The 20275-nt window shown below is 63.8% G+C and carries 17 protein-coding genes; 8 read left to right on the top strand and 9 right to left on the bottom strand.

Annotated features, from left to right (window positions below; translation table 11 throughout):
* Positions 1-43 precede the first annotated feature (43 nt).
* Positions 44-745, bottom strand: coding sequence for a response regulator transcription factor (locus tag AB7535_RS33260; protein ID WP_038952081.1), 702 nt, complete (start codon positions 743-745; stop codon positions 44-46).
* A 241-nt stretch (positions 746-986) separates the two neighbouring features.
* Here AB7535_RS33260 and AB7535_RS33255 point away from each other — a divergent pair, with 241 nt between their 5' ends.
* The 4 genes from AB7535_RS33255 to AB7535_RS33240 all read left to right on the top strand — a co-directional run bounded on the left by AB7535_RS33255 (position 987) and on the right by AB7535_RS33240 (position 7508).
* Positions 987-1721 carry a HugZ family pyridoxamine 5'-phosphate oxidase gene (locus AB7535_RS33255; RefSeq protein WP_028151656.1) on the top strand — a complete coding sequence of 245 codons (735 nt, stop codon included), beginning with the start codon at positions 987-989 and terminating at the stop codon, positions 1719-1721.
* A gap of 78 nt (positions 1722-1799) precedes the next feature.
* Positions 1800-4391 (top strand): tetratricopeptide repeat protein, encoded by a 2592-nt coding sequence (locus AB7535_RS33250; protein ID WP_439037464.1) that lies wholly within the window; start codon positions 1800-1802, stop codon positions 4389-4391.
* A 282-nt stretch (positions 4392-4673) separates the two neighbouring features.
* Positions 4674-6290: a phosphoenolpyruvate carboxykinase gene (locus AB7535_RS33245; RefSeq protein ID WP_354114243.1), complete on the top strand. Its 1617-nt coding sequence runs from the start codon at positions 4674-4676 to the stop codon at positions 6288-6290.
* Between the two features lie 258 nt (positions 6291-6548).
* A complete protein-coding gene (locus tag AB7535_RS33240; protein WP_166348444.1) occupies positions 6549-7508 on the top strand; it encodes an IS5 family transposase in 960 nt (319 codons plus the stop codon).
* 128 nt (positions 7509-7636) lie between these two features.
* Here the strand turns inward: AB7535_RS33240 and AB7535_RS33235 are convergent, their stop codons facing one another.
* The 3 genes from AB7535_RS33235 to AB7535_RS33225 all read right to left on the bottom strand — a co-directional run bounded on the left by AB7535_RS33235 (position 7637) and on the right by AB7535_RS33225 (position 11412).
* A complete protein-coding gene (locus AB7535_RS33235) occupies positions 7637-8452 on the bottom strand; it encodes an acyl-CoA thioesterase (RefSeq protein WP_028151653.1) in 816 nt (271 codons plus the stop codon).
* Positions 8453-8456: 4 nt separating this feature from the next.
* Complete coding sequence (locus tag AB7535_RS33230) at positions 8457-8798, bottom strand: hypothetical protein (protein WP_063986045.1); 342 nt, start codon at positions 8796-8798, stop codon at positions 8457-8459.
* A 97-nt stretch (positions 8799-8895) separates the two neighbouring features.
* Positions 8896-11412 (bottom strand): glycogen/starch/alpha-glucan phosphorylase, encoded by a 2517-nt coding sequence (locus AB7535_RS33225; RefSeq protein WP_354113369.1) that lies wholly within the window; start codon positions 11410-11412, stop codon positions 8896-8898.
* Between the two features lie 205 nt (positions 11413-11617).
* On the opposite strand from AB7535_RS33225, the gene AB7535_RS33220 reads away from it, so the two are divergent.
* Positions 11618-11851, top strand: a complete 234-nt coding sequence (locus AB7535_RS33220; RefSeq protein ID WP_354113370.1) for a hypothetical protein — start codon at positions 11618-11620, stop codon at positions 11849-11851.
* A 26-nt stretch (positions 11852-11877) separates the two neighbouring features.
* Here AB7535_RS33220 and AB7535_RS33215 read toward each other — a convergent pair whose 3' ends face one another.
* The 3 genes from AB7535_RS33215 to AB7535_RS33205 all read right to left on the bottom strand — a co-directional run bounded on the left by AB7535_RS33215 (position 11878) and on the right by AB7535_RS33205 (position 14524).
* Positions 11878-12444 (bottom strand): PAN domain-containing protein, encoded by a 567-nt coding sequence (locus AB7535_RS33215; RefSeq protein ID WP_354113371.1) that lies wholly within the window; start codon positions 12442-12444, stop codon positions 11878-11880.
* Positions 12445-12557: 113 nt separating this feature from the next.
* The gene (locus AB7535_RS33210; RefSeq protein ID WP_354113372.1) at positions 12558-13928 is read right to left on the bottom strand and encodes a glutamate--cysteine ligase; all 1371 of its coding nucleotides are present in this window, start codon (positions 13926-13928) and stop codon (positions 12558-12560) included.
* A 101-nt stretch (positions 13929-14029) separates the two neighbouring features.
* The gene (locus AB7535_RS33205) at positions 14030-14524 is read right to left on the bottom strand and encodes a MarR family winged helix-turn-helix transcriptional regulator (protein WP_014498535.1); all 495 of its coding nucleotides are present in this window, start codon (positions 14522-14524) and stop codon (positions 14030-14032) included.
* A gap of 127 nt (positions 14525-14651) precedes the next feature.
* Here AB7535_RS33205 and gstA point away from each other — a divergent pair, with 127 nt between their 5' ends.
* From gstA to AB7535_RS33190, 3 genes are all read left to right on the top strand, one after another.
* Entirely contained in the window at positions 14652-15266 is a 615-nt protein-coding gene (gene gstA, locus AB7535_RS33200; protein WP_166076325.1) for a glutathione transferase GstA, read from the top strand.
* Between the two features lie 12 nt (positions 15267-15278).
* Complete coding sequence (locus AB7535_RS33195; protein ID WP_354113373.1) at positions 15279-15731, top strand: hypothetical protein; 453 nt, start codon at positions 15279-15281, stop codon at positions 15729-15731.
* A 199-nt stretch (positions 15732-15930) separates the two neighbouring features.
* On the top strand, positions 15931-16239 hold the full coding sequence (locus AB7535_RS33190) for a hypothetical protein (protein ID WP_354113374.1): 309 nt from the start codon (positions 15931-15933) through the stop codon (positions 16237-16239).
* A gap of 450 nt (positions 16240-16689) precedes the next feature.
* Here the strand turns inward: AB7535_RS33190 and AB7535_RS33185 are convergent, their stop codons facing one another.
* Complete coding sequence (locus AB7535_RS33185; protein WP_354113375.1) at positions 16690-18903, bottom strand: FAD-dependent oxidoreductase; 2214 nt, start codon at positions 18901-18903, stop codon at positions 16690-16692.
* 155 nt (positions 18904-19058) lie between these two features.
* Positions 19059-20267, bottom strand: a complete 1209-nt coding sequence (locus AB7535_RS33180; protein WP_354113376.1) for an acetyl-CoA C-acetyltransferase — start codon at positions 20265-20267, stop codon at positions 19059-19061.
* Between the last annotated feature and the right edge of the window lie 8 nt (positions 20268-20275).

The raw sequence follows: 20275 nt of genomic DNA, 5'->3' as shown, positions 1-20275 counted from the left end.
AGAACCGGCGATGCTCTCAGTCTTTCGTGAAGGCGCGTGAGCCTCAGGCTTCCTTGAAGCGGTAGCCGACGCCGTAGAGCGTCTCGATCATCTCGAACTCGTTGTCGGTCACCTTGAACTTCTTGCGCAGCCGCTTGATGTGGCTGTCGATGGTGCGGTCGTCGACATAGACCTGGTCGTCATAGGCGGCGTCCATCAGCGCGTTGCGGCTCTTCACCACGCCGGGCCGGGTTGCCAGCGCCTGGAGGATCAGGAATTCGGTGACGGTCAGCGTCACCGGCTCGTTCTTCCAGGTGCAGGTGTGCCGTTCGGGGTCCATGCGCAGCAGGCCGCGGTCGAGCGCCTTGGCATCGTTCTCCTTCGGCGCGACGGTCGGGTCCTTCGGCGCAGAGCGGCGCAGCACAGCCTTGACGCGCTCGACCAGCAGGCGCTGCGAGAAGGGTTTGCGGATGAAGTCGTCGGCGCCCATCTTGAGGCCGAACAGTTCGTCGATCTCTTCGTCCTTGGAGGTCAGGAAGATCACCGGCAGGTCGGATTTCTGCCGCAGCCGGCGCAGCGTTTCCATGCCGTCCATGCGCGGCATCTTGATGTCGAGGATGGCAAGATCGGGCTGGGTGGTGCGGAAGCCGTCGAGCGCGGAGGCGCCGTCGGTGTAAGTCATGATGCGATAGCCTTCGGCCTCCAGCGCGATCGAGACGGATGTGAGAATGTTGCGGTCGTCGTCGACCAAAGCGATTGTGGGCATGAGCCTCTGCTTTCTGCTTTCCGTTTGGGTCGTGGCTTGAAACGGCGAGCAATTCACTGATGCGCCGCATACACGGGTGCCGAATTCGGCGGTCGAACCTTGTCACCGAGCAATGCAAGCTGGGCTGAAGTGTGACCAAGTTCCACGAAGCGCGGCAGATTCGCCGCGTTTCGACCCATAACCTGACCCCCGTTTACCCGAAAAAAGACCTCTCTTGCAACCACCTGACCCGAGAAAGCCGATGCACCCGACCCCTGATTTCGACCCCGGAAAGCTCGCCAAATCGCTGCTCAGGCGCTCGCGCCAGGGCGCGCTGGCAACACTGATGGCCGGCAGCGGAGATCCCTATTGCTCCCTGGTCAATCTGGCGAGCCACCCCGACGGCTCGCCGATCCTTCTGATCTCGGGCCTGGCCGTGCACACCAGGAACATCCTGGCGGATCACCGGGTCTCCCTGATGCTGGACGAACGCGCGGCCGGCGATCCGCTGGAGGGCGCCCGAATCATGCTGTCCGGCCGAGCGGAACAGGCCGATGCCGACAAGGATCTGCTCCAGCGGCGGTATCTCAATGCCCATCCATCCGCCGAAGCGTTTGTTTCGTTTAAGGATTTCTCGTTCTTCAGAATTCGGCCCACGGGAACCCATCTGGTCGCTGGCTTCGGCCGCATCGTCGATCTCAAGCCCGAGCAGTTCCTGACGGACCTTACCGGCGCCGAGGATCTGCTGGCGGCGGAGGAGGGGGCGGTCGCGCACATGAATGCCGACCATCGCGACGCCATGGGCCTCTATGCAACAAAACTCCTCGGCGCGGCGGAGGGCGACTGGCGCTGCACCGGCTGCGACCCCGAAGGCCTCGACATGCAGGATGGCCAGACTGCGCTGCGGCTGGACTTCCCGGAGCGGGTGACCGACGGCACGGCGCTGCGCAAGATGCTGGTCCGTCTCGCTGGCGAAGCGCGCGCGAAGGTGGACTAGCGCGCAACAATTTGAACGCTGTCCCCCATCGCTGCGACCCAAGACCGTAATGGTTCGAAGTCGGCAGCGAGAGGGTTCATGATACGCCGTCGTTTGACGCTGGTTGCGGGTTTGGCGCTCGCGATCACCGCATCGCTTGCCACGCCCGGCTTTGCCCAGAAAGGTCTCGCCGCGGAGAGCGCGCGGATCAACGCACTCCGAAGCGCCGGCAAATATTCGGAGGCGCTGCCGCTGGCGCAGGCCATGGTGGCGTCTCTCGAGAAGACCACCAACAATCGTGATCTCGCGGGCGCGCTCAACAACCTTGCGCAGATCTACGCCGACCAGGGTCACGACGACCTGGCCGAGCCGCTCTACAAGGGCGCCATTGCACTGATGGAGAAGGGGACCGGTCTCGACAGTGTCGAGATCGCACCGGTGCTGAACAACCTCGCCGCGCTCTATCAGAGGCAGAGCCGCTTTGCAGAGGCCGAGCCGCTGTTCAAACGTGCGCTCGCCGTTCGCGAGAAGGCGCTGTCGCGCGAGCATCCCGACGTCGGTCAGTCCCTCAACAATCTCGCCACATACTATGTGAAGCAGCAGCGTCAGGCCGAAGCCGAGCCGTTGTTTCAGCGCGCGCTCGCGATCTACCAGAAGGCCGGTGGCCCCGAGCATCCGGCGGTCGCGACGCTCCTGAACAATCTCGGCCAGCTCGATCGCGACCTCAACCGCGATGCGGATGCCGAGGCGCCGATCAGGCGCTCGCTCGCGATCCGCGAAAAGGTGCTGGGACCGGACCATCCCGACGTCGCGCGCTCGCTGAACAATCTCGCCGGTCTCTACGAGCACCAGCAGCGCTATGCCGATGCGGAGCCGCTCTATCGCCGTGCGCTGTCGATCCGCGAACGTGCGCTCGGTCCCGATCATCCGGACGTCACGACCTCGACCAGCAATCTCGCTTATTTCCTCTACGTCTCCGGCCGGAACGCCGACGCGCTGCCGCTCGCGGAAAAGACGCTTGCGACCAATCGCGCGCAGTTGCGCGTCGTGCTGCCGGTCCTGTTCGCCGCGCGACAGCAATATCTGCTGCCCGACGACAGGGCGCTGGACGAGGCGCTTGCCGCGATTCAGCGCGGCACGCAATCCTCCGCTGCCTCCGCCGTGAACAAGCTGGCCGTGCGCCTTGCCGCCGGCAGCGACCGGCTCGCCGAACTCGTGCGCCGGGACCAGGATCTTGCGGCCGAGTCCGAGGCGCTCGACAAGGCGATCATCACCGCGGTGTCGAAGCAATCGGCCCAGCGCGACGTCGCGGCCGAGCAGCGCAGCCGGGCGCGGATCGCGGCGATAGCGAACGAGCGCGTGGGTTTGCAGAAGACGCTCGCGGTCGAGTTTCCCGAGTACGCGTCGCTCTCCAATCCCCTGCCGCTGGCGGTCAAGGATATCCAGCTCTTGCTGTCGCCCGAAGAGGCGATGGTGCTCTACTCCGTGGTCGACAAGCAGAGTTACGTCGTCGCGATCACGCGCGAAGGCGTCGAATGGAGGGAGATTCCGCTCGGCGCGGACGCGCTGACGCAGAAGGTGACTGCCTTCCGCAAGGGGCTCGATGTCGGCAAGGCGCGCGATGCCTCCGGCAAATCAGGGTTGTTCGACCTCGGGCTCGCCAACGAGCTTTATGTCGCGCTGCTCGGCCCGGTCGAAGCGCTGACGAAGGACAAGCGCAACCTGCTGGTGGTGCCGTCGGCCGCGCTGACGGCGTTGCCGTTTCATCTGCTCGTCACGGAGACGCCGCAAGCTGCGATCCCGGATACGCTCGAAGGCTATCGCAGCGCCGCCTGGTTGTTGCGGCGCCAGGCGGTGTCGGTGCTGCCCTCGGTGGTCAGCCTGAAATCGTTGCGTGCCGTCGCGCGCCGGGAGCAGGGCGCGAAGCCGATGACTGGCTTTGGCGATCCCGTGTTCAATCCTGCGCTGGAAGGGCCGGCCGACCGTCGCGCTGCAAGCGGCAAGGTCGCTGCACGCAACATTGCAACAATTGCCTATAGCGATTTTTGGTGCGGTGCCGGCGTCGATCGCGCGCGGCTTGCGCAGGCGCTGCCGCAATTGCCGGATACCGCGGACGAGTTGAACGCTGTGGCCAAGGATGTCGGCGCGGCGGAGGCCGACATCCATCTCGGCCGCGATGCCAGCGAAACGACGCTGAAGCGTGCAGCGCTTGCTCAATACAGCATCATCTACTTTGCCACCCACGGTCTCGTGGCCGGCGATATCAAGGGATTGGGCGAGCCCTCGCTTGCGCTCTCCATTCCCGATCGGCCAACGGAGCTGGATGACGGCTTGCTCACGGCAAGTGAAGTCGCTCAGCTCAAGCTCAACGCGGATTGGGTTGTGCTGTCGGCCTGCAACACCATCGCCGGCGACAAGCCCGGCGCCGAGGCCCTGTCGGGGCTGGCGCGCTCGTTCTTCTACGCGGGTGCACGTGCGCTGCTGGTGTCGCATTGGGCAGTGGATTCGGAAGCTGCCACCCGCTTGACCACGTCGACTTTCGAACTGCTCAAGAACGAACCAAAAATCGGCCGTGCCGAAGCTTTGCGCCGCGCGATGTTGACGTACGTTGATGACACCTCGTCACCGCGCAACGCCTATCCCGCGATGTGGGGGCCGTTCGCGCTCATCGGCGAAGGCGAGGTACGATAGGACGGTCCGGGATTGTGCGTCGCAATAACCACAGGAAACGCCGAATTGCGCATTTGGTTGCGCGATCATTCGCGATTTTTTGATGCGCCTGCTCAGGGCTGACATGCGCGGCATTTGGCGCGGTCCTTGAATAAACCAAATCCTGCGAGATCGGCTTGGCAACGCCAGCGTTCACCATTATTACGTCGTTCAACCGAGGCCGGACGGCCTATAATTCACGGTGACCGCGATGGCGCCAAAGCTTGGTCGCGCTGAGTGTCGCGGGTTCTAGGAGGATTTTTCGTGCAAGAGACGGGCGTGCGCAACGGTGCCTTCGGTGCCGGCAAATTCGGCTTAAAGAATCTCAAACGGGTTCACTGGAACCTCGGCGCGCCGCAACTCTATCAATACTCGCTTTCCGCGGGCGAGGCGGTGCTGTCGGCTGACGGTTCGCTTTGCGCCGACACCGGTGAGTTCACCGGTCGCAGCCCGAAGGACAAGTTCACGGTGCGTGACGCCACCACCGACAAGAAGATGTGGTGGGCGGGCAACCAGTCGATCACCGCAGAGCAGTTCGAGACGCTCTACCAGGACTTCCTCAAGCACGCTGAAGGCAAGAGCCTGTTCGCGCAGGACCTCTATGGCGGCGCCGATCCGGCGTACCGGATCAAGACCCGCGTCTTCACCGAGCTCGCCTGGCACTCGCTGTTCATCCGTACGCTGCTGATCCGCCCCGAGGCGGTCGAGCTGCCGAGCTTCACGCCGGAGCTCACCATCATCGACATGCCGAGCTTCCGCGCCGATCCGAAACGCCACGGCTGCAAGTCGGAGAATGTCGTCGCGATCGATTTCGCCCGCAAGATCGTCCTGATCGGCGGGTCTTATTATGCCGGCGAGATGAAGAAGTCCGTCTTCACCACGCTGAACTACTATCTGCCCGAGCGCGGCGTGATGCCGATGCATTGCTCGGCCAATGTCGGCGCCAATGGCGACACCGCGATCTTCTTCGGGCTATCAGGCACTGGCAAGACCACGCTGTCCGCCGATCCGAACCGCACGCTGATCGGCGACGACGAGCACGGCTGGGGCCCGAACGGCGTGTTCAACTTCGAAGGCGGCTGCTATGCCAAGTGCATCAAGCTGTCGCAGGAGGCCGAGCCTCAGATCTACGCCGCCTCGACCCGCTTCGGCGCGGTGCTCGAAAACTGCGTGCTCGACGAAGACACCCGCGTTGTCGATTTCGACGACGGCTCCAAGACCGAGAACACGCGCTCGGCCTATCCGCTCGACTTCATCCCGAACGCTTCGCGCACCGGCCGCGCGCCGCAGCCGAAGAACGTGGTGATGCTCGCCGCCGATGCCTTCGGTGTGCTGCCGCCGATCGCAAAGCTCTCGCCCGCGCAGGCGATGTATCACTTCCTGTCCGGCTACACCGCGAAGGTCGCCGGCACCGAGCGCGGTCTCGGCAACGAGCCGCAGCCGGAATTCTCGACCTGCTTCGGCTCGCCCTTCCTGCCGCTCGACCCCAGCGTCTATGGCAACATGCTGCGCGACCTCATCGCCCAGCACAATGTCGATTGCTGGCTGGTCAACACCGGCTGGACCGGTGGCAAGTATGGCACCGGCTCGCGCATGCCGATCAAGGTGACGCGCGCGCTGCTCACCGCCGCGCTCGACGGCTCGCTTCGCAACGTCGAATTCCGCACTGACAAGTATTTCGGCTTCGCGGTCCCGACCGCCCTGCCGGGCGTGCCGGCCGAGATCCTCAACCCGGTCAACACCTGGAAGGACAAGGACGAGTTCGACAAGACCGCCCGCGCGCTGGTCGGCATGTTTCAGAAGAACTTTGCCAAGTTCGAAGCCCAGGTCGACGCCGAAGTGCGCGCGGCCGCGCCGGACGTGAAGCTCGCGGCGGAGTAATCTCTCGCTCTGTCTTCAATGCAAAAGGGCGGCCGCGAGGCCGCCCTTTTTGTTTCTTCCTTCTCCCCTTGTGGGAGAAGGTGGCGCGAAGCGCCGGATGAGGGGTTGTATCCGCGCGTTCAACTGCAAGAGAAGCGCTCGCGGAGAGAGACCCGTCACCCGTCTCGTCGCTTCGCGACGAGCCACCCTCTCCCACAAGGGGCCTGTTGCGTAATTCGTCAATTGTGATTCCCTAGGGCAAAGCCTTGGAGGGTAGCGATGGCGGTCAAGCGGACGGGACAGCCGAGCTTTGTGGAAGCGCTGATGCCGAAGGGGGCCGGCGCCAATGCGGCGCTGGATCGGCTGGCGGGCCTGGTCAAGTGGTACCGGTTCGAGAAGCTGATCGGCCATTTGCGGGATGAAGGGAGCCCCGGTCGACCAGGCTATCCGGTGCTGGTGCTGTTTCGTGCTGTGCTGTTGCAGTCGCTGTATGGTCTTTCGGAGCGCGAACTCGAGGAAGCGCTGGGCGACCGGTTGTCGTTCAAGCGCTTCGTCGGTTTGAGCCTCGAGGATGCGACGCCCGACCATACGGTCCTGAACCGCTTTCGGAACCAGCTTGTCGAACAAGGCCTGCTGGAGAAGCTGTTTGGTGAGCTGGATCGTCAGCTTGAAAATGCCGGCGTCATCCTCAAGCGCGGCACGATGCTGGATGCGACCTTGATCCAGGCGGTGTCGGCTCCTCCGAAGGAGGATCGCCCCTCAAACGATCCCGACGCCCGCTTCACCAAGCGGCAAGGCAAGAGCGGCACGACGTTCGGTTACAAGGCCCATGTCGGTGTCGACGAAGGATCCGGCTTGATCCGCACGGTACTGACCACACCGGCCAACATCAACGACACGACACCGGCGGACGCTTTGATCCGCGGCGATGAAGCTGCGGTGTGGGCCGATGCGGCTTACGACACCCATGCCCGACGGGCCCGGCTGAAGGCGGAGGGCAAGAAACCCCGCATTGCTCGTCGGCCCAACCGGCATCACCCGGAGTTGCCGCCGAGGCTCAAACGCTACAACCTCCTCATCGCGCGCCGCCGAGCCCAGGTCGAGACCACCTTCGCTACTCTCAAACGCCGCATGCGGCTGACCTGCATCCGCTACGTCGGTCTGATCAAGGCGACCGGGCAAGTTCTGCTCGCCTCAATCGCCTTCAACATGAGGCGGTGGGCCACGATCGCCGCGTGAGCTGCCCGCTGAGGGCAACAACTACAGATCTTCGCAGGCATTGCCAGGACCAAGGCCTTCTCTCCTGACGTCTTCAGCCTCAAAAGCCGATAACGCAACAGGCCCACAAGGGGAGAGGGGAAGAGCACCTACGCCTTGAAATACGCAATCTGCGTCGTGGTCGCGAGCAGCCTGCCGTTCGGCGACCACAGCTCGGCGTTCTGATCGGCGTAGCTCTTGTGCATGATCTTCGAATCGGCCGTCGCGAGCACGCGCGTGATGTCCTCGGCGGCGAGCTCTTCGCTGTCGGTGTGAAAATACGTCGTCAACGACACCGTGCCGAACGGCACCAGCTCGCGCCTGGCGTGGAAGATGCGGCCGAAGAAGGCGTCCGACATCGACATCAGCGACAGCATGTCGAGCTTGCGCGGCGTGCGGTCGCCGATCCAGAGCTTGGAATAGGTGCCAGCGAGCTCGGCCTGCGGCGGGCCGATCCGCATCTCGCCCTCGACGAAGCGGAATTCATACTGGTTGGCCCAGGACGCCGAGATCTTTGGGAATGGCAGCGTCGCCTCGAACGCCGTGGCATCCGGATATTGCGCCACCCTGTGCTCCCAGGAGGGCCGCCTCTCGGCGAACACGGCGGTGGCGAGCGTTGCGACCTCGCCGCCGCCCTGCGACAGTTCGACGCTCCAATGCTGGCTGGAGCGATTGGCCTTCACCAGCCGCACGTCGAGATCGAACGGCCCTTTCGCGATCGGCGCGCAATAATTGACAGTCAGCGCCAGCGGATCGCCGGCGCGCTGCGGATGGTCGATCAGCGCACGCAGGATCGTCGCGGCCGTGGCGCCGCCGAACGGGCCGACAAAGGCCCAGTAGTCGTCGCTGGTGTGCCCCTGCCAGCTGCTGTCACCGGCGGTGATGCGGGTGGCGTCGTCGAACGGGTGCGGGAGCTTGGCGTGCATGGGATTAGACCTCTACTGAGCTTCCGTCCCAACGACGAAACTCCATCGTCTCATCACCAGGGCCATATTGCTGCGAACTCAAAACATCGTCTGCCGGATCATCTGTGACCCAGGCATCCGCGACGGAGCCTCCTATGCGCTTCAGCGCAATGATACTCTTGCCGCTGATCAGATCGGCGACGAAGTCGCCGATGGCAGCTTCCTCGTCCTTGCCTGAAAGACTGGCAAGGATGCTGCCGTGCGTGTGCCAGGAGAATCCGTCGAACCCCAGCGTCCAGTCCCCGTCGGGACATATGACCAGCAATCGAAGCTGCCCATCCGGGCTCGTATACTCGCCGACAGGCACGATCGACTCCGGCCAGAAAAAGCTCAAGCCGTAATATGATGCCTATCCTGCCAAATCAATAACCTCGCAGGTAACGCCGATTTCACGTTGCGGAAAATCAGCCTGCGACGTCGCGCAGATCTGGCAGCAGCGGCGTGGTCGGATTGACCGGCACGTTCCAGATCTCCTCGGCATATTCGCGGATGGTGCGGTCCGAGGAGAACCAGGCCATGCGCGCGACATTGAGGATGGAGGCGCGCGTCCAAGCCGGCGCCACCTGCCAGCGTGCGTCGACACTGCGTTGCGCCTCGTAATACGAATCGAAATCGGCGCTGACCATGTAATGGTCGAGATAGCGCAGCGCGTGCGCGATCGATTCGAATCGGCCGGGATCGCCGGGCGAGAACTCGCCGGTGCCGATCGCATTGATGGCGCGCTGGAGCTTTGGCGAATTGCGGATCACGTCGGAGGCATCCAGCCCCTGCTTGCGGCGGATCATCACGTCGCCGGCCTCCATGCCGAAGATCGCGATATTCTCCGCGCCGACATGGTCGCGGATCTCGATGTTGGCGCCGTCGAGCGTGCCGATGGTGAGGGCGCCGTTCAGTGACAGCTTCATGTTGCCGGTGCCGGAGGCCTCCATGCCGGCGGTCGAGATCTGCTCGGACAGGTCGGCCGCGGGAATGATCACCTCCGCAAGGCTGACATTGTAGTCGGGCAGGAAGACGACCTTGAGCTTGCCGCCGATCGCGGGATCGTTGTTGACGACGTCCGCGACGTCGTTGACCAGCTTGATGATCAATTTTGCGTAGCGGTAGCTCGCCGCCGCCTTGCCGGCGAAGACCTTCACCCGCGGCACCCAGTTGCCGTTGGGATCGTCCTTCATCGCCTGGTACAGCGCCACCGTCTCGATGATGTTGAGGAGCTGGCGCTTGTATTCGTGAATGCGCTTGATCTGCACGTCGAACAGCGCGGTCGGATCGACCTTGATGCCGAGCCGCTCGCCGATCAGGCGCGCCAGCGCGGTCTTGTTGTGAAGCTTGACGCTGCGGAACTTCTTCTGGAATTCGACGTCGCTGGCGCGGGCTTCGATCAGGCTGAGCTGGGTTGGATCGTCGAGCACGGCTTCGCCGCAGGTCTCGCGCAGCAGGTCGGTCAGCTTTGGATTCGCCAGCATCAGCCAGCGGCGGAAGGTGATGCCGTTGGTCTTGTTGGTGATGCGACCGGGATAGAGATGGTTGAGATCGTGGAACACGGTTTCGCGCATCAGGTCCGAATGCATCGCCGAGACGCCGTTGATGCGGTGCGAGCCGACGAAGGCGAGCTGGCCCATGCGCACGCGGCGTCCGCTCCTCTCGTCGATCAGCGAAACCGAGGCACGGAAATCGATGTCGCCGGGCGCGCGCGCTTCGGCCAGCGCGAGATGCTGCACGTTGATGCGGTAGATGATCTCGAGATGGCGCGGCAACAGCTGCTCGAACAGTTCGACGGGCCAGGTCTCCAGCGCCTCGGGCAACAGCGTGTGGTTGGTGTAGGACAGCGTTGCGACCGTGATCTTCCAGGCCTCGTCCCAGCGGAAATTGTGCAGGTCGACCAGGATGCGCATCAGCTCGGTGACGGCGAGGCTCGGATGCGTGTCGTTGAGCTGGACCGCGACCTTCATCGCGAGGCTGCGAAGCTGGCCGTCGGAGGTCAGATGGCGATTGACCAGGTCCTGCAGCGAGGCGGAGACGAAGAAATACTCCTGTCGCAGCCGCAGTTCGCGGCCCGCCGGGCTTTCGTCGTTCGGATAGAGGAATTTGCAGATCGCTTCCGCGCGCGACTGCTCGGCGCTGGCGCTGACATAGTCGCCCTTGTTGAAGGCGTCGAGCTTCAACGGATCGGGCGAGCGTGCCGACCACAGGCGGAGCGCGTTGACGTGCTGGCCGCGCCAGCCGACGATCGGCGTGTCATAGGCGATCGCCTGCACGGTCTCGGCCGGATGCCAGATCGCGCGGTCGCGGCCCTTGTCGTCGACATGCTCGACGCCACCGCCGAAATGGACGTGATAGATCACCTCGGGCCGCTGCAATTCCCAGGGATTGCCGAAGCTCAGCCATTCGTCCGGATATTCCTGCTGCCAGCCCTGATTGATGATCTGGCGGAACAGGCCGTAATCGTAGCGGATGCCGTAGCCGATCGCGGGGATCGAGAGCGTGGCCATGCTCTCCATGAAGCAGGCGGCGAGCCGCCCCAGGCCGCCATTGCCGAGCGCGGCATCCGGCTCGCATTTGCGGAGCTCAGGCAGCGACACGCCGAGATCGCCGAGCGCGACCTCGAAGATCTTGAGCAGCCCCATGTTGTTCAGCGCGTCGGTGAAGAGACGGCCGATCAGGAATTCGAGCGAGAGATAATAGACGCGCTTGCGTCCCGCATCGTAGCTGTGCTTCTCGGCCGTGAGCCAGCGATGCACGATGCGGTCGCGCAGCGCGAGCGCTGCGGCCTGGTACCAGTCGTGCTTGGTGGCCATGCCAGCATCCTTGCCGATGGCAAGGCGCAGCTTCGCCAGGATCGCGCCCTTGACGTCAGCCAGCGCGAGTTCGTCGATGGGCTGGCCGGAGGCCGGCAAACTTGGCTGGAACGATTGATCTTGCAAGGCCGTCACTTCCTGGTCGCGAGAACACCACTAACTCTACGCGTCTTGCCCCTGCACCGGAACCATCCCTGGCGCGGCCGTGCACTGCGCTGGCGTAAATTTATGCAAGGAACGGGCCGATTTGGGAACCCGGAAGCGTACGGAGAGATGCGGATTTGGTGCTAGATTGAGGGCAGATTCAGCCATCAGTGTGGAGGAAACGTCCATGAGACTGCTGATCGAAATCGCCGCCGCGGCCTTCCTCGTCGTCTGCATCACCGCCTCCAGCGCCGCCTTCGCCGCCGGCAAGACCGGTCGCAGTGCCGACGGCCTGAGCTGCGGCTTCAGCGTTCCGGAAAATGCGTCTCCCGCGGTGCGCTGCGCCGCCATCAAGCGCCAATGCGGCGGCAAGTTCTACGCGAATGCGTGCGGGGACAGGCTGGTCTCGGCGGCGAATTGAGAGCGGGTCGCCGGATTCGCAGCGCGCTATCTGACCACGCCCGACGTGAAGCCCGCCTTGCGGCGCGGCGGCTTGATTTCCTTTTTCAGGAAGCAGCGCGCTTCACGCCCGGTGTAGCCGGGACGGGCATAGGTGAAGGCGCGGCACTTGTTGTCGGCGATGCAGGCGGCCTTGCAGGCCTCTTCGCCTTCGCCGTCCTTGATCTCGAAATTGCGCAAGTCGCCGCCGGGGCGGTCGATCGACGTTTCAACGCCTTCGATCCGCGGCTCGATCACGCCGGCGCCACGCACACCGGAGATGCAGCAGCTGCCCGGGACACGCGGCGGCACCGTGTTCTTGAGCCAGCACACAGCCGAGCCGCCTTCGACGTCGGGATAGTTGAAGCTCCAGGAGCGGCAGCGGCGATCACGCTCACACTGCAGCGCGCAATCCTCGGGGTCACCCGACGTCACCGGCGAGCTGAAATAGTCGCCGCCGGGCCGGTCGAACGCCGTCTGGGCGCGCGCAGGCGCGCTCGCCAACACGAGCGCAAGCAACGTGGCGCAGGCCACGACGCTTGCCATGACGGCCCCACGCAGGCGGCCCTTCCCCATCGGAACAGCTTTCGAGTTATTGACGGCGCTCAGGTTTTTTTCAGCCGGTCATTTGATCGCCGCAAACCTGTATGGGCGATGAACGGCTCAGATCCCGGTCGTCGGCCTCTGGCCTAGAACGCGTATTCCGCGTAGGCCGGTTCCACGGAGCCGTTCCAGGCGCCGTTGAACTTCTCCAGCATCTCCTCGGCCGGGGTCCGGCCGGAATCGATGATGCGATCGAGCGGCTCCAGATGCCGGGTTTCGTCGCGGCCGAGCTGGTCGATCTGGCCGCGGCGGCGCAGGCCGGCATGGGCCAGAACGAGGCATTCCTTGGCGATCTCGAACAGATAGCGGTCCTTGATCCGTGCCTTGAAGCCGAACCGCGGCACGTCGTCGCGCAGGGCCTGGCGCTCATGCGCGGCCCAGTGCTTCACGAGGTCCCAGGCGGCATCGAGCGACACATCGTCGTAGAGCAGCCCGGCCCAGAACGCCGATAGCGCCGGCAGGCGGCCCCACGGACCACCATCGGAGCCGCGCATCTCGAGGTAGCGCTTGAGGCGCACCTCCGGGAAGATCGTCGAAAGATGGTTGGCCCAGTCCGACAGCGTCGGGCGTTCGCCGGGCAAATTGTTGTTGCGGCCGTCGAAGAAGGCGCGGAACGAGGAGCCCGAGACGTCGATGTAATCCTCGTCGCGCTTGACGAAATACATGGGCACGTCGAGCGCGTAGTCGACATAGCGCTCGAAACCCATGCCGTCCTCGAATGCCCACGGCATCATGCCCGAACGCGCATTGTCGGTGTCGCGCCAGATCTCGGAGCGGAACGACAGGAAGCCGTTCGGCTTGCCCTCGGTGAACGGCGAATTGGCAAACAGCGCGGTCGCGACCGGCTGCAGCGCGAGCGAGACGCGCAGCTTCTTGACCATGTCGGCTTCGGAGGAGAAGTCGAGATTGGTCTGCACCGTGCAGGTCCGGTACATCATGTCGAGGCCGTATTGGCCGACCTTCGGCATGTAATTGGTCATGATCTTGTAGCGGCCCTTGGGCATCACCGGGATGTCGGCGCGCGACCAGGACGGCGTCATGCCGAGCCCGAGGAAGCCGATGCCGAGCGGGGTCGCGATCTCACGCACCTGCGCCAGATGCGCCATCAGCTCGCTCTGGGTCTGGTGCACGTTCTCGACCGGCGCGCCGGAGAGCTCGAACTGTCCGCCGGGCTCGAGCGAGATCGCGCCGCCGCCGGTGACGTCGTAGAGGCCGATGATGTTGCCCTTCTCCATGATCGGCTCCCAGCCGAGGAGGAGCTTCATGCCTTCGAGCAGCGCGCCGATGCCCCGCGCACCCTCGTAAGGCACCGGACGGTGGCCTTCGAGCGTGAACGGCGTCTTCTCGTGCTCGGTGCCCATGCGGAATTCGGACGGGTCCTTGCAGCCGGCCTCGAACCACGCGACGAGCTCGTCGCGCGACTGCAGCGGCGTCATATCGATCTGGTCTCGCGCCATATCAAACTCTAATCAAAAAGGGCGCTTCGATCGAAGGCGCGCGGGTGACGGGGTGGTCCGCGAACCCAGGGGGTGCACGGACGAGCTGGTGTGCCGCAAGATCATCGCGACGGCGTGGTTTCGTTGACGTGGACGGGCGGCAGTTTCATCTCGCCACACGAGCAGCCGAGGCGATCGAGCAGACCGCTGAGCTTGACGGCATCCGCATCGGACAGTTTCGAGCCAACATACTTTTCGATCGCGGCCGAATAGGCGCCCCACATCCGCTTCTGCAACTCGCGGCCGGCTTCCGTGATCTCCACGAACTGGCCGCGCTTGTCGATCTTGCATTCGCGCCGGGAGGCGAGCCCCTCGTCGACCAGGCGGTCGATCAGGCGCGACGTGGAGTATTGCGGGATCAGCATTTGCCGCTCGAGTTCCACCGGCCGCAGCTCACCCGAGGGCGCTCGCGACAATTCGAGCAGCGCGTCGTACCAGGCCAGCGGCGGGAACCCCGCCTTCTTCAAGTCCTGCTCGACGCAATCGAGCACGCGGCTCTGCACCCGCATCAGGCGGATCCAGGCCGAAGTTGCCTCGGTCGATGGTTTGCGTTTCATGGTCCCGCTCAAGCTCGTCGTTCCGTCTCTTACCTCACTCAATGCACCTGCATCAATCTTGACTATTGGATGCAAATGCATGTAGGCGTTCCTTCGCCCCAACCAAGCGTCAAGAGAAAGAAATTCCATGAAACTCTATTACTCGCCCGGCGCCTGCTCCTTGTCCCCCCACATCGCGCTCCTGGAAGCCGGCCTGCCCTATGAGCTGGTCAAGGTCGATATCCGGGCCAAGAAGCTCGAAAATGGTGAGGATTATCTGAAGCTGAACCCGAAGGGCCAGGTCCCTGCGCTGGGCCTCGACAGCGGCGAGATCGTGACCGAAGGCCCGGTCATTGTCCAGATGATCGCCGATCAGGCCTCCGCCAAGGCGCTGGCACCGGCCCATGGCAGCACCGAGCGCTACAAGCTGCTCGAATGGCTGAACTTCCTCACCTCGGAGGTGCACAAGAGCTTCGGACCGCTGTTCGCGCCGGCGCTGAACGACGAGGCCAAGGCCTTCTTCAAGGACCGCGTCATGGGCAAGCTGACATACATCGACAGCCAGCTCGCCGGCCGCGACTACCTCATGGGAAAGCAGTTTACGGTGGCCGACGGCTATCTCTTCACGATGCTGACCTGGGGCGATCGGATGAAGTTCGACCTCTCGGCCATGCCGAACCTGACCGCCTACAAGGCTCGCGTCGCAGCGCGGCCGCAGGTGCAGGAGGCGCTGAAGAAGGAAGGCCTTGCGCAGGCGAAGTAAGCGCATCGCAAGATGCAACAATCGAAAGGCCGGATCGACGATCCGGCCTTTTTCGTTGTGAACCATTCGATCGGCGGCCACGTCGAAATCGCGGAGCGCCTCCATGAGACAGCCGCCGCGATGAGCATGATCGTCCTTATGACCGTCGCGGGCGCGCCGCTCGCGATGCTTGGCTTGTCGACGCCGGACCTGCCGCAGCGCAATTGCATCTTCATGGTCCATCCGCAGGTCACCTCGGCCGTGTTCGAGAGCAAGGAAGGAAAAATCGTCTTTCCCGATCGGCCGACCGAATATCCGTGCAGCTATGCCAGGAAGAAGGGCGTAGCGGACATCGCCTTCACCAACCAGAATGGCTGGCGCTTCGAGGTTCCCATTGGCCGCGGCGATGAAGGCAGCTGGAGAGCGAGTCTTGCCGACGATGCGGTCTTGGGCCGGGCGTTCTCGCCGCTCGGAGACCGCAAATAAAACGGGCCGGATCGTCGATCCGGCCCGTTTTATTTGCCCTGGGGCGGGCTGGGCGCGAACCCATCTCGCCGGATCATCGTACCTATCATTAGACTTATGAACTACTGTTCGCCGAATGTAAGTAGTGCTGTCTTGTCAGTACCCGTAAAGCGCGCGAGCTTGGCGAAATTGTTAGAGGATTATTTCATCGGAGTTGAACTTGACGATTGCCTTGGTCCTGATCGTCGCAAGTGCATTGGTGGGAATAGCGACAGGTTATGTTTTCAGGATCTGGGCGCTGATATTGATTGCGCCGGCGATCGCGGTTTTCTCGGCAATCATTCTTCGCGTTTACGAATTCGGCATGATGGCGGGTGTGACCGTCATCGCCATCTGTCTTGCCGCCTGCCAGCTCGCCTACTTCGCGGCGGCCTACCTGTTGCACGCGCGGGGGGTCTCAGCCCATGACGAAGTCGACGGCGAGCCAGGCGAGGGAAGCCAGCATAAAGTCCGCCGCCAGCACAAGTAGCGCCAAAGCGGCCCAAAGCATCGGCCCCTTGCGGCGCAGGCGCGCCGGCTTCTGTTGCGGCGAGAGGCGGCGAGTGGCGGGTCCAACAGCATATTTCGCGGTGAGATCGCGACCGAGCGCGGTCTTCCGCAGCACCAAAGAGTTCATCAAGGATACTTTCTTATTTTGTCTTCAACCTGCCGATGGCTCGGCAAGTGTCCCAACCGGATTCGGAACCCTGACCCGGAGCAAGACTAGTGCCAGGGCCGAGCAAAAGAACGGCGCCGCTTCGACACGCCTATGACAATTGCGCGACACCACGGCAGCGGGGGACTCTGACACGGGTCCTACGCGAATTCTGTGATTGGTTCCACAAGCCGGGAACAAATCTGACGCAACCGTGATGACGTCTCCCCAAACAAAAAGGCCGGATCGACGATCCGGCCTTCTTTCTCAAATGATCTTGGGTGATCAGGCCGCGGCCTTCTTCGGCGCGAAGCGGCCGTAGAAGGTTTCTCCCTTCGCGGCCATCTCCTCGAGAAGCTTCGGCGGAGTGAAGCGCGAGCCGTACTTCGCCTCCAGCTTGTGGCAGAGCTCGACGAATTTCTTCGTTCCCATGAAGTCGATGTAGGACAGCGTGCCGCCGGTGAACGGCGCGAAGCCGAAGCCGAGGATCGAGCCGACATCCGCCTCGCGCGGGTCGGTGATGACGTGGTCTTCGACCGTGCGCGCGGCTTCCACCGCCTGCACCACCAGGAAACGCTGCTTCAGCTCCTCGATGTCGAGCGTGTCAGGGTCGAGCTGCTTCGGCTGCAGCGCCGAGAGGCCCGGCCACAGGCTCTTCTGACCCTTGCCCTTCTCGGGGTAGTCGTAGAAGCCCTTGCTGTTCTTGCGGCCGAGACGGCCCTGTTTCTCGACCATCTCCACCATCAGCTTCTTCTGATCGGGGTTGATGGCGTTCGGGCCGAGATCGGCTTCCGTCGCCTTCATGATCTTGAGCCCGAGGTCGAGTGCGACTTCGTCCGAGAGCGAGAGCGGGCCGACCGGCATGCCGGCCATCTTGGCGCAGTTCTCGATCATCGCCGGCGGCACGCCTTCCAGGAACATCTCGTTGCCCTCGGCGACGTAGCGGCCGACGCAGCGATTGGCGAAGAAGCCGCGGCTGTCGTTGACGACGATCGGCGTCTTGCCGATCTGCCGGACGTAGTCGAGCGCGGTCGCCAGAGCGAGATCGCCGGTGTTCTTGCCCTTGATGATCTCGACCAGCATCATCTTCTCGACCGGCGAGAAGAAGTGGATGCCGACGAACTTGCCCTGGTCCTTGAAGCCCTCGGCCAGCGAGGTGATCGGCAGCGTCGAGGTGTTCGACGCGAAGATCACGTCCGGCTTCATATGCTCCTGCGCCTTCGCGAAGGTATCAGCCTTGACCTTGCGATCCTCGAACACGGCCTCGATGACGAGGTCGACGTCCTTGAGTGCAGCATAATCAGCAGTCGGCGTAATGCGCGCGAGCAGCGCGTCGGCGTCACCGGGCTTGGCGCGGCCCTTCTTGATCTGCTCCTCGATCACCTTCTGAGCATGCGCCTTGCCCTTGTCGGCACTCTCCTGGTCGCGGTCGATCAGGACGACGTCGAGGCCGGCACGGGCCGAGACGTAGCCGACGCTCGCACCCATGAAGCCGGCGCCGATCACCGCGATCTTCTTCACCTTGGTCGGGGCTACGTCCTTCGGGCGGCGCGCGCCCTTGTTCAGCTCCTGCATCGACAGGAACAGGCTGCGGATCATCGCGGCCGCTTCCTTCGAGCGCAGAACCGAGGTGAAGTAGCGCGACTCCACGCGCAGCGCAGCGTCGATCGGCAGCTGCAGGCCTTCATAGACGCAGCTCATGATCGCGCGCGCGGCCGGATAATTGTCGTAGGTCTCGCGGCGATAGATCGCGTTGCCCGCCGGGAACATCATCATGCCGGCCTTGGAGAACACCGGACCGCCCGGCAGCTTGAAGCCCTTCTCGTCCCAGGGCGCGACCGCCTTGCCGCCGCCCTTGATCCAGTCCTTCGCTGCCTTGATGAGGTCGGCGGCCGGAACGATGGCGTGAATCAGATTAAGCGCCTTGGCCTTCTCGACCGTGACCGGATCGCCCTTGAGCAAAATGGTCATCGCGTCCTGCGGCGGCACCAGGCGCGGCACGCGCTGCGTGCCGCCGGCGCCGGGGAACAGGCCGACCTTGACCTCGGGCAGGCCGAGGCGCGTCTTGGGATTTTCCGCCGCGACGCGATAGTGGCAGCACAGCGTGATCTCGAAACCGCCGCCGAGCGCGAGGCCGTTGATCGCGGCCGCCCACGGCTTGCCGGAGGTCTCGATCGAACGCAGCACCTGCGAGAAGCGCCGGCTCTGGTCGAACAGCATCTGGTTTGCGGCGGTCTCGTCCTGCTCCTTCAAGACCTTGGCGTAGGCCTGGTTCATGCCCTCGAGCATCGACAGGTCGGCGCCAGCGCAGAACGCTTCCTTCGCGGAGGTGATGACAACGCCCTTCACCGCGGCGTCGGCCGTGGTTTCCTTGACGATCGCATCGAGCTCGCTGGTCGAGGTCTCGTCGAGCACGTTCATCGAACGGCCCGGGATGTCCCAGGTGACGAGCGCGATACCGTCGGAATCGGTCTCAACCTTGAAGTTCTTGTAAGCCATGTTGGTTGCTCCTCGGTGCCGCAGCCGATCTCAGGCGCAGCGGTTGACTTAAGATCTCGTAGGGTGGGCAAAGGCGCTCTTGCGCCGTGCCCACCATCCTTCGCGGAGACAGCAATGGTGGGCACGCTTCGCTTTGCCCACCCTACGGCAGCTCGTTACACGCGCTCGATGATGGTCGCGGTGCCCATGCCGCCGCCGATGCACAACGTCACCAGGGCGGTCGCCTTGTTGGTGCGCTCGAGCTCGTCGAGCACGGTGCCCAAAATCATCGCGCCGGTGGCGCCAAGCGGATGGCCGAGCGCGATCGCGCCGCCATTGACGTTGATCTTGGCATTGTCGATGTCGAAGGCCTGGATGTAGCGCAGCACGACCGAGGCAAAGGCCTCGTTGAGCTCGAACAGGTCGATGTCCGACTTCTTCATGCCCGAACGCGCGAACAGCTTCTCGGTGACGTCGACCGGACCGGTCAGCATCATCGCCGGCTCGGAGCCGACATTCGCAAACGCGCGGATCTTTGCGCGCGGCTTCAGGCCGTACTTGCTACCCGCTTCCTTGCTGCCGAGCAGCACGGCGCCGGCGCCGTCGACGATGCCCGACGAGTTGCCGGCGTGGTGCACGTAATTGACGCGCTCGATTTCCGGGTGCGACTGCACCGCGACGCCGTCAAAGCCGCCCATCTGCGCCATCATCGTGAACGACGGCTGGAGCTGTGCCAGCGACTGCATCGTCGTCGAGGGACGCATGTGCTCGTCCTTGGCGAGGATGGTGAGGCCGTTGATGTCCTTCACGGGCACGATGGACTTGTTGAACCGGCCCTCGTCCCAGGCCTTGCCGGCGCGCTGCTGGCTCTGCACGGCATAGGCGTCGACGTCGTCGCGCGAGAAGCCGTACTTCGTGGCGATCAGATCGGCCGAGACGCCCTGCGGCATGAAGTAGGCCGGCACCGCCATCGACGGGTCCATCGGCCAGGCGCCACCGGAGGCGCCGATGCCGACGCGGCTCATGGATTCGGCGCCGCCACCGATCACCAACTCATGCTGGCCGCTCATCACCTGGGCTGCGGCAAAATTCACGGCGTCGAGGCCGGAAGCACAGAAGCGGCTGATCTGCACGCCGGGCACGGCTTCGCCGAGGCCGGCCTTGAGCGCCGCGAAGCGCGCGATGTCGCTGCCGGCTTCGCCGACGGGGTCGACCACGCCGAGCACGACGTCGTCCACCGAATCCTCCGGCAAATTGTTGCGGTCCTTCAGCGCCTTCAGCGGCACGGTGGCGAGCGCGAGCGCGGTGACCTCGTGCAGCGCGCCGTCTGCCTTGCCGCGGCCGCGCGGGGTTCGGACGTGGTCGTAAATATAGGCATCTGCCATGGGAGCCT

It is taken from the genome of Bradyrhizobium sp. 956_D2_N1_4 (assembly GCF_052076025.1).
Classification (GTDB): Bacteria; Pseudomonadota; Alphaproteobacteria; order Rhizobiales; family Xanthobacteraceae; genus Bradyrhizobium; species Bradyrhizobium barranii.
This window is presented reverse-complemented; position numbering and strand designations above follow the sequence as displayed.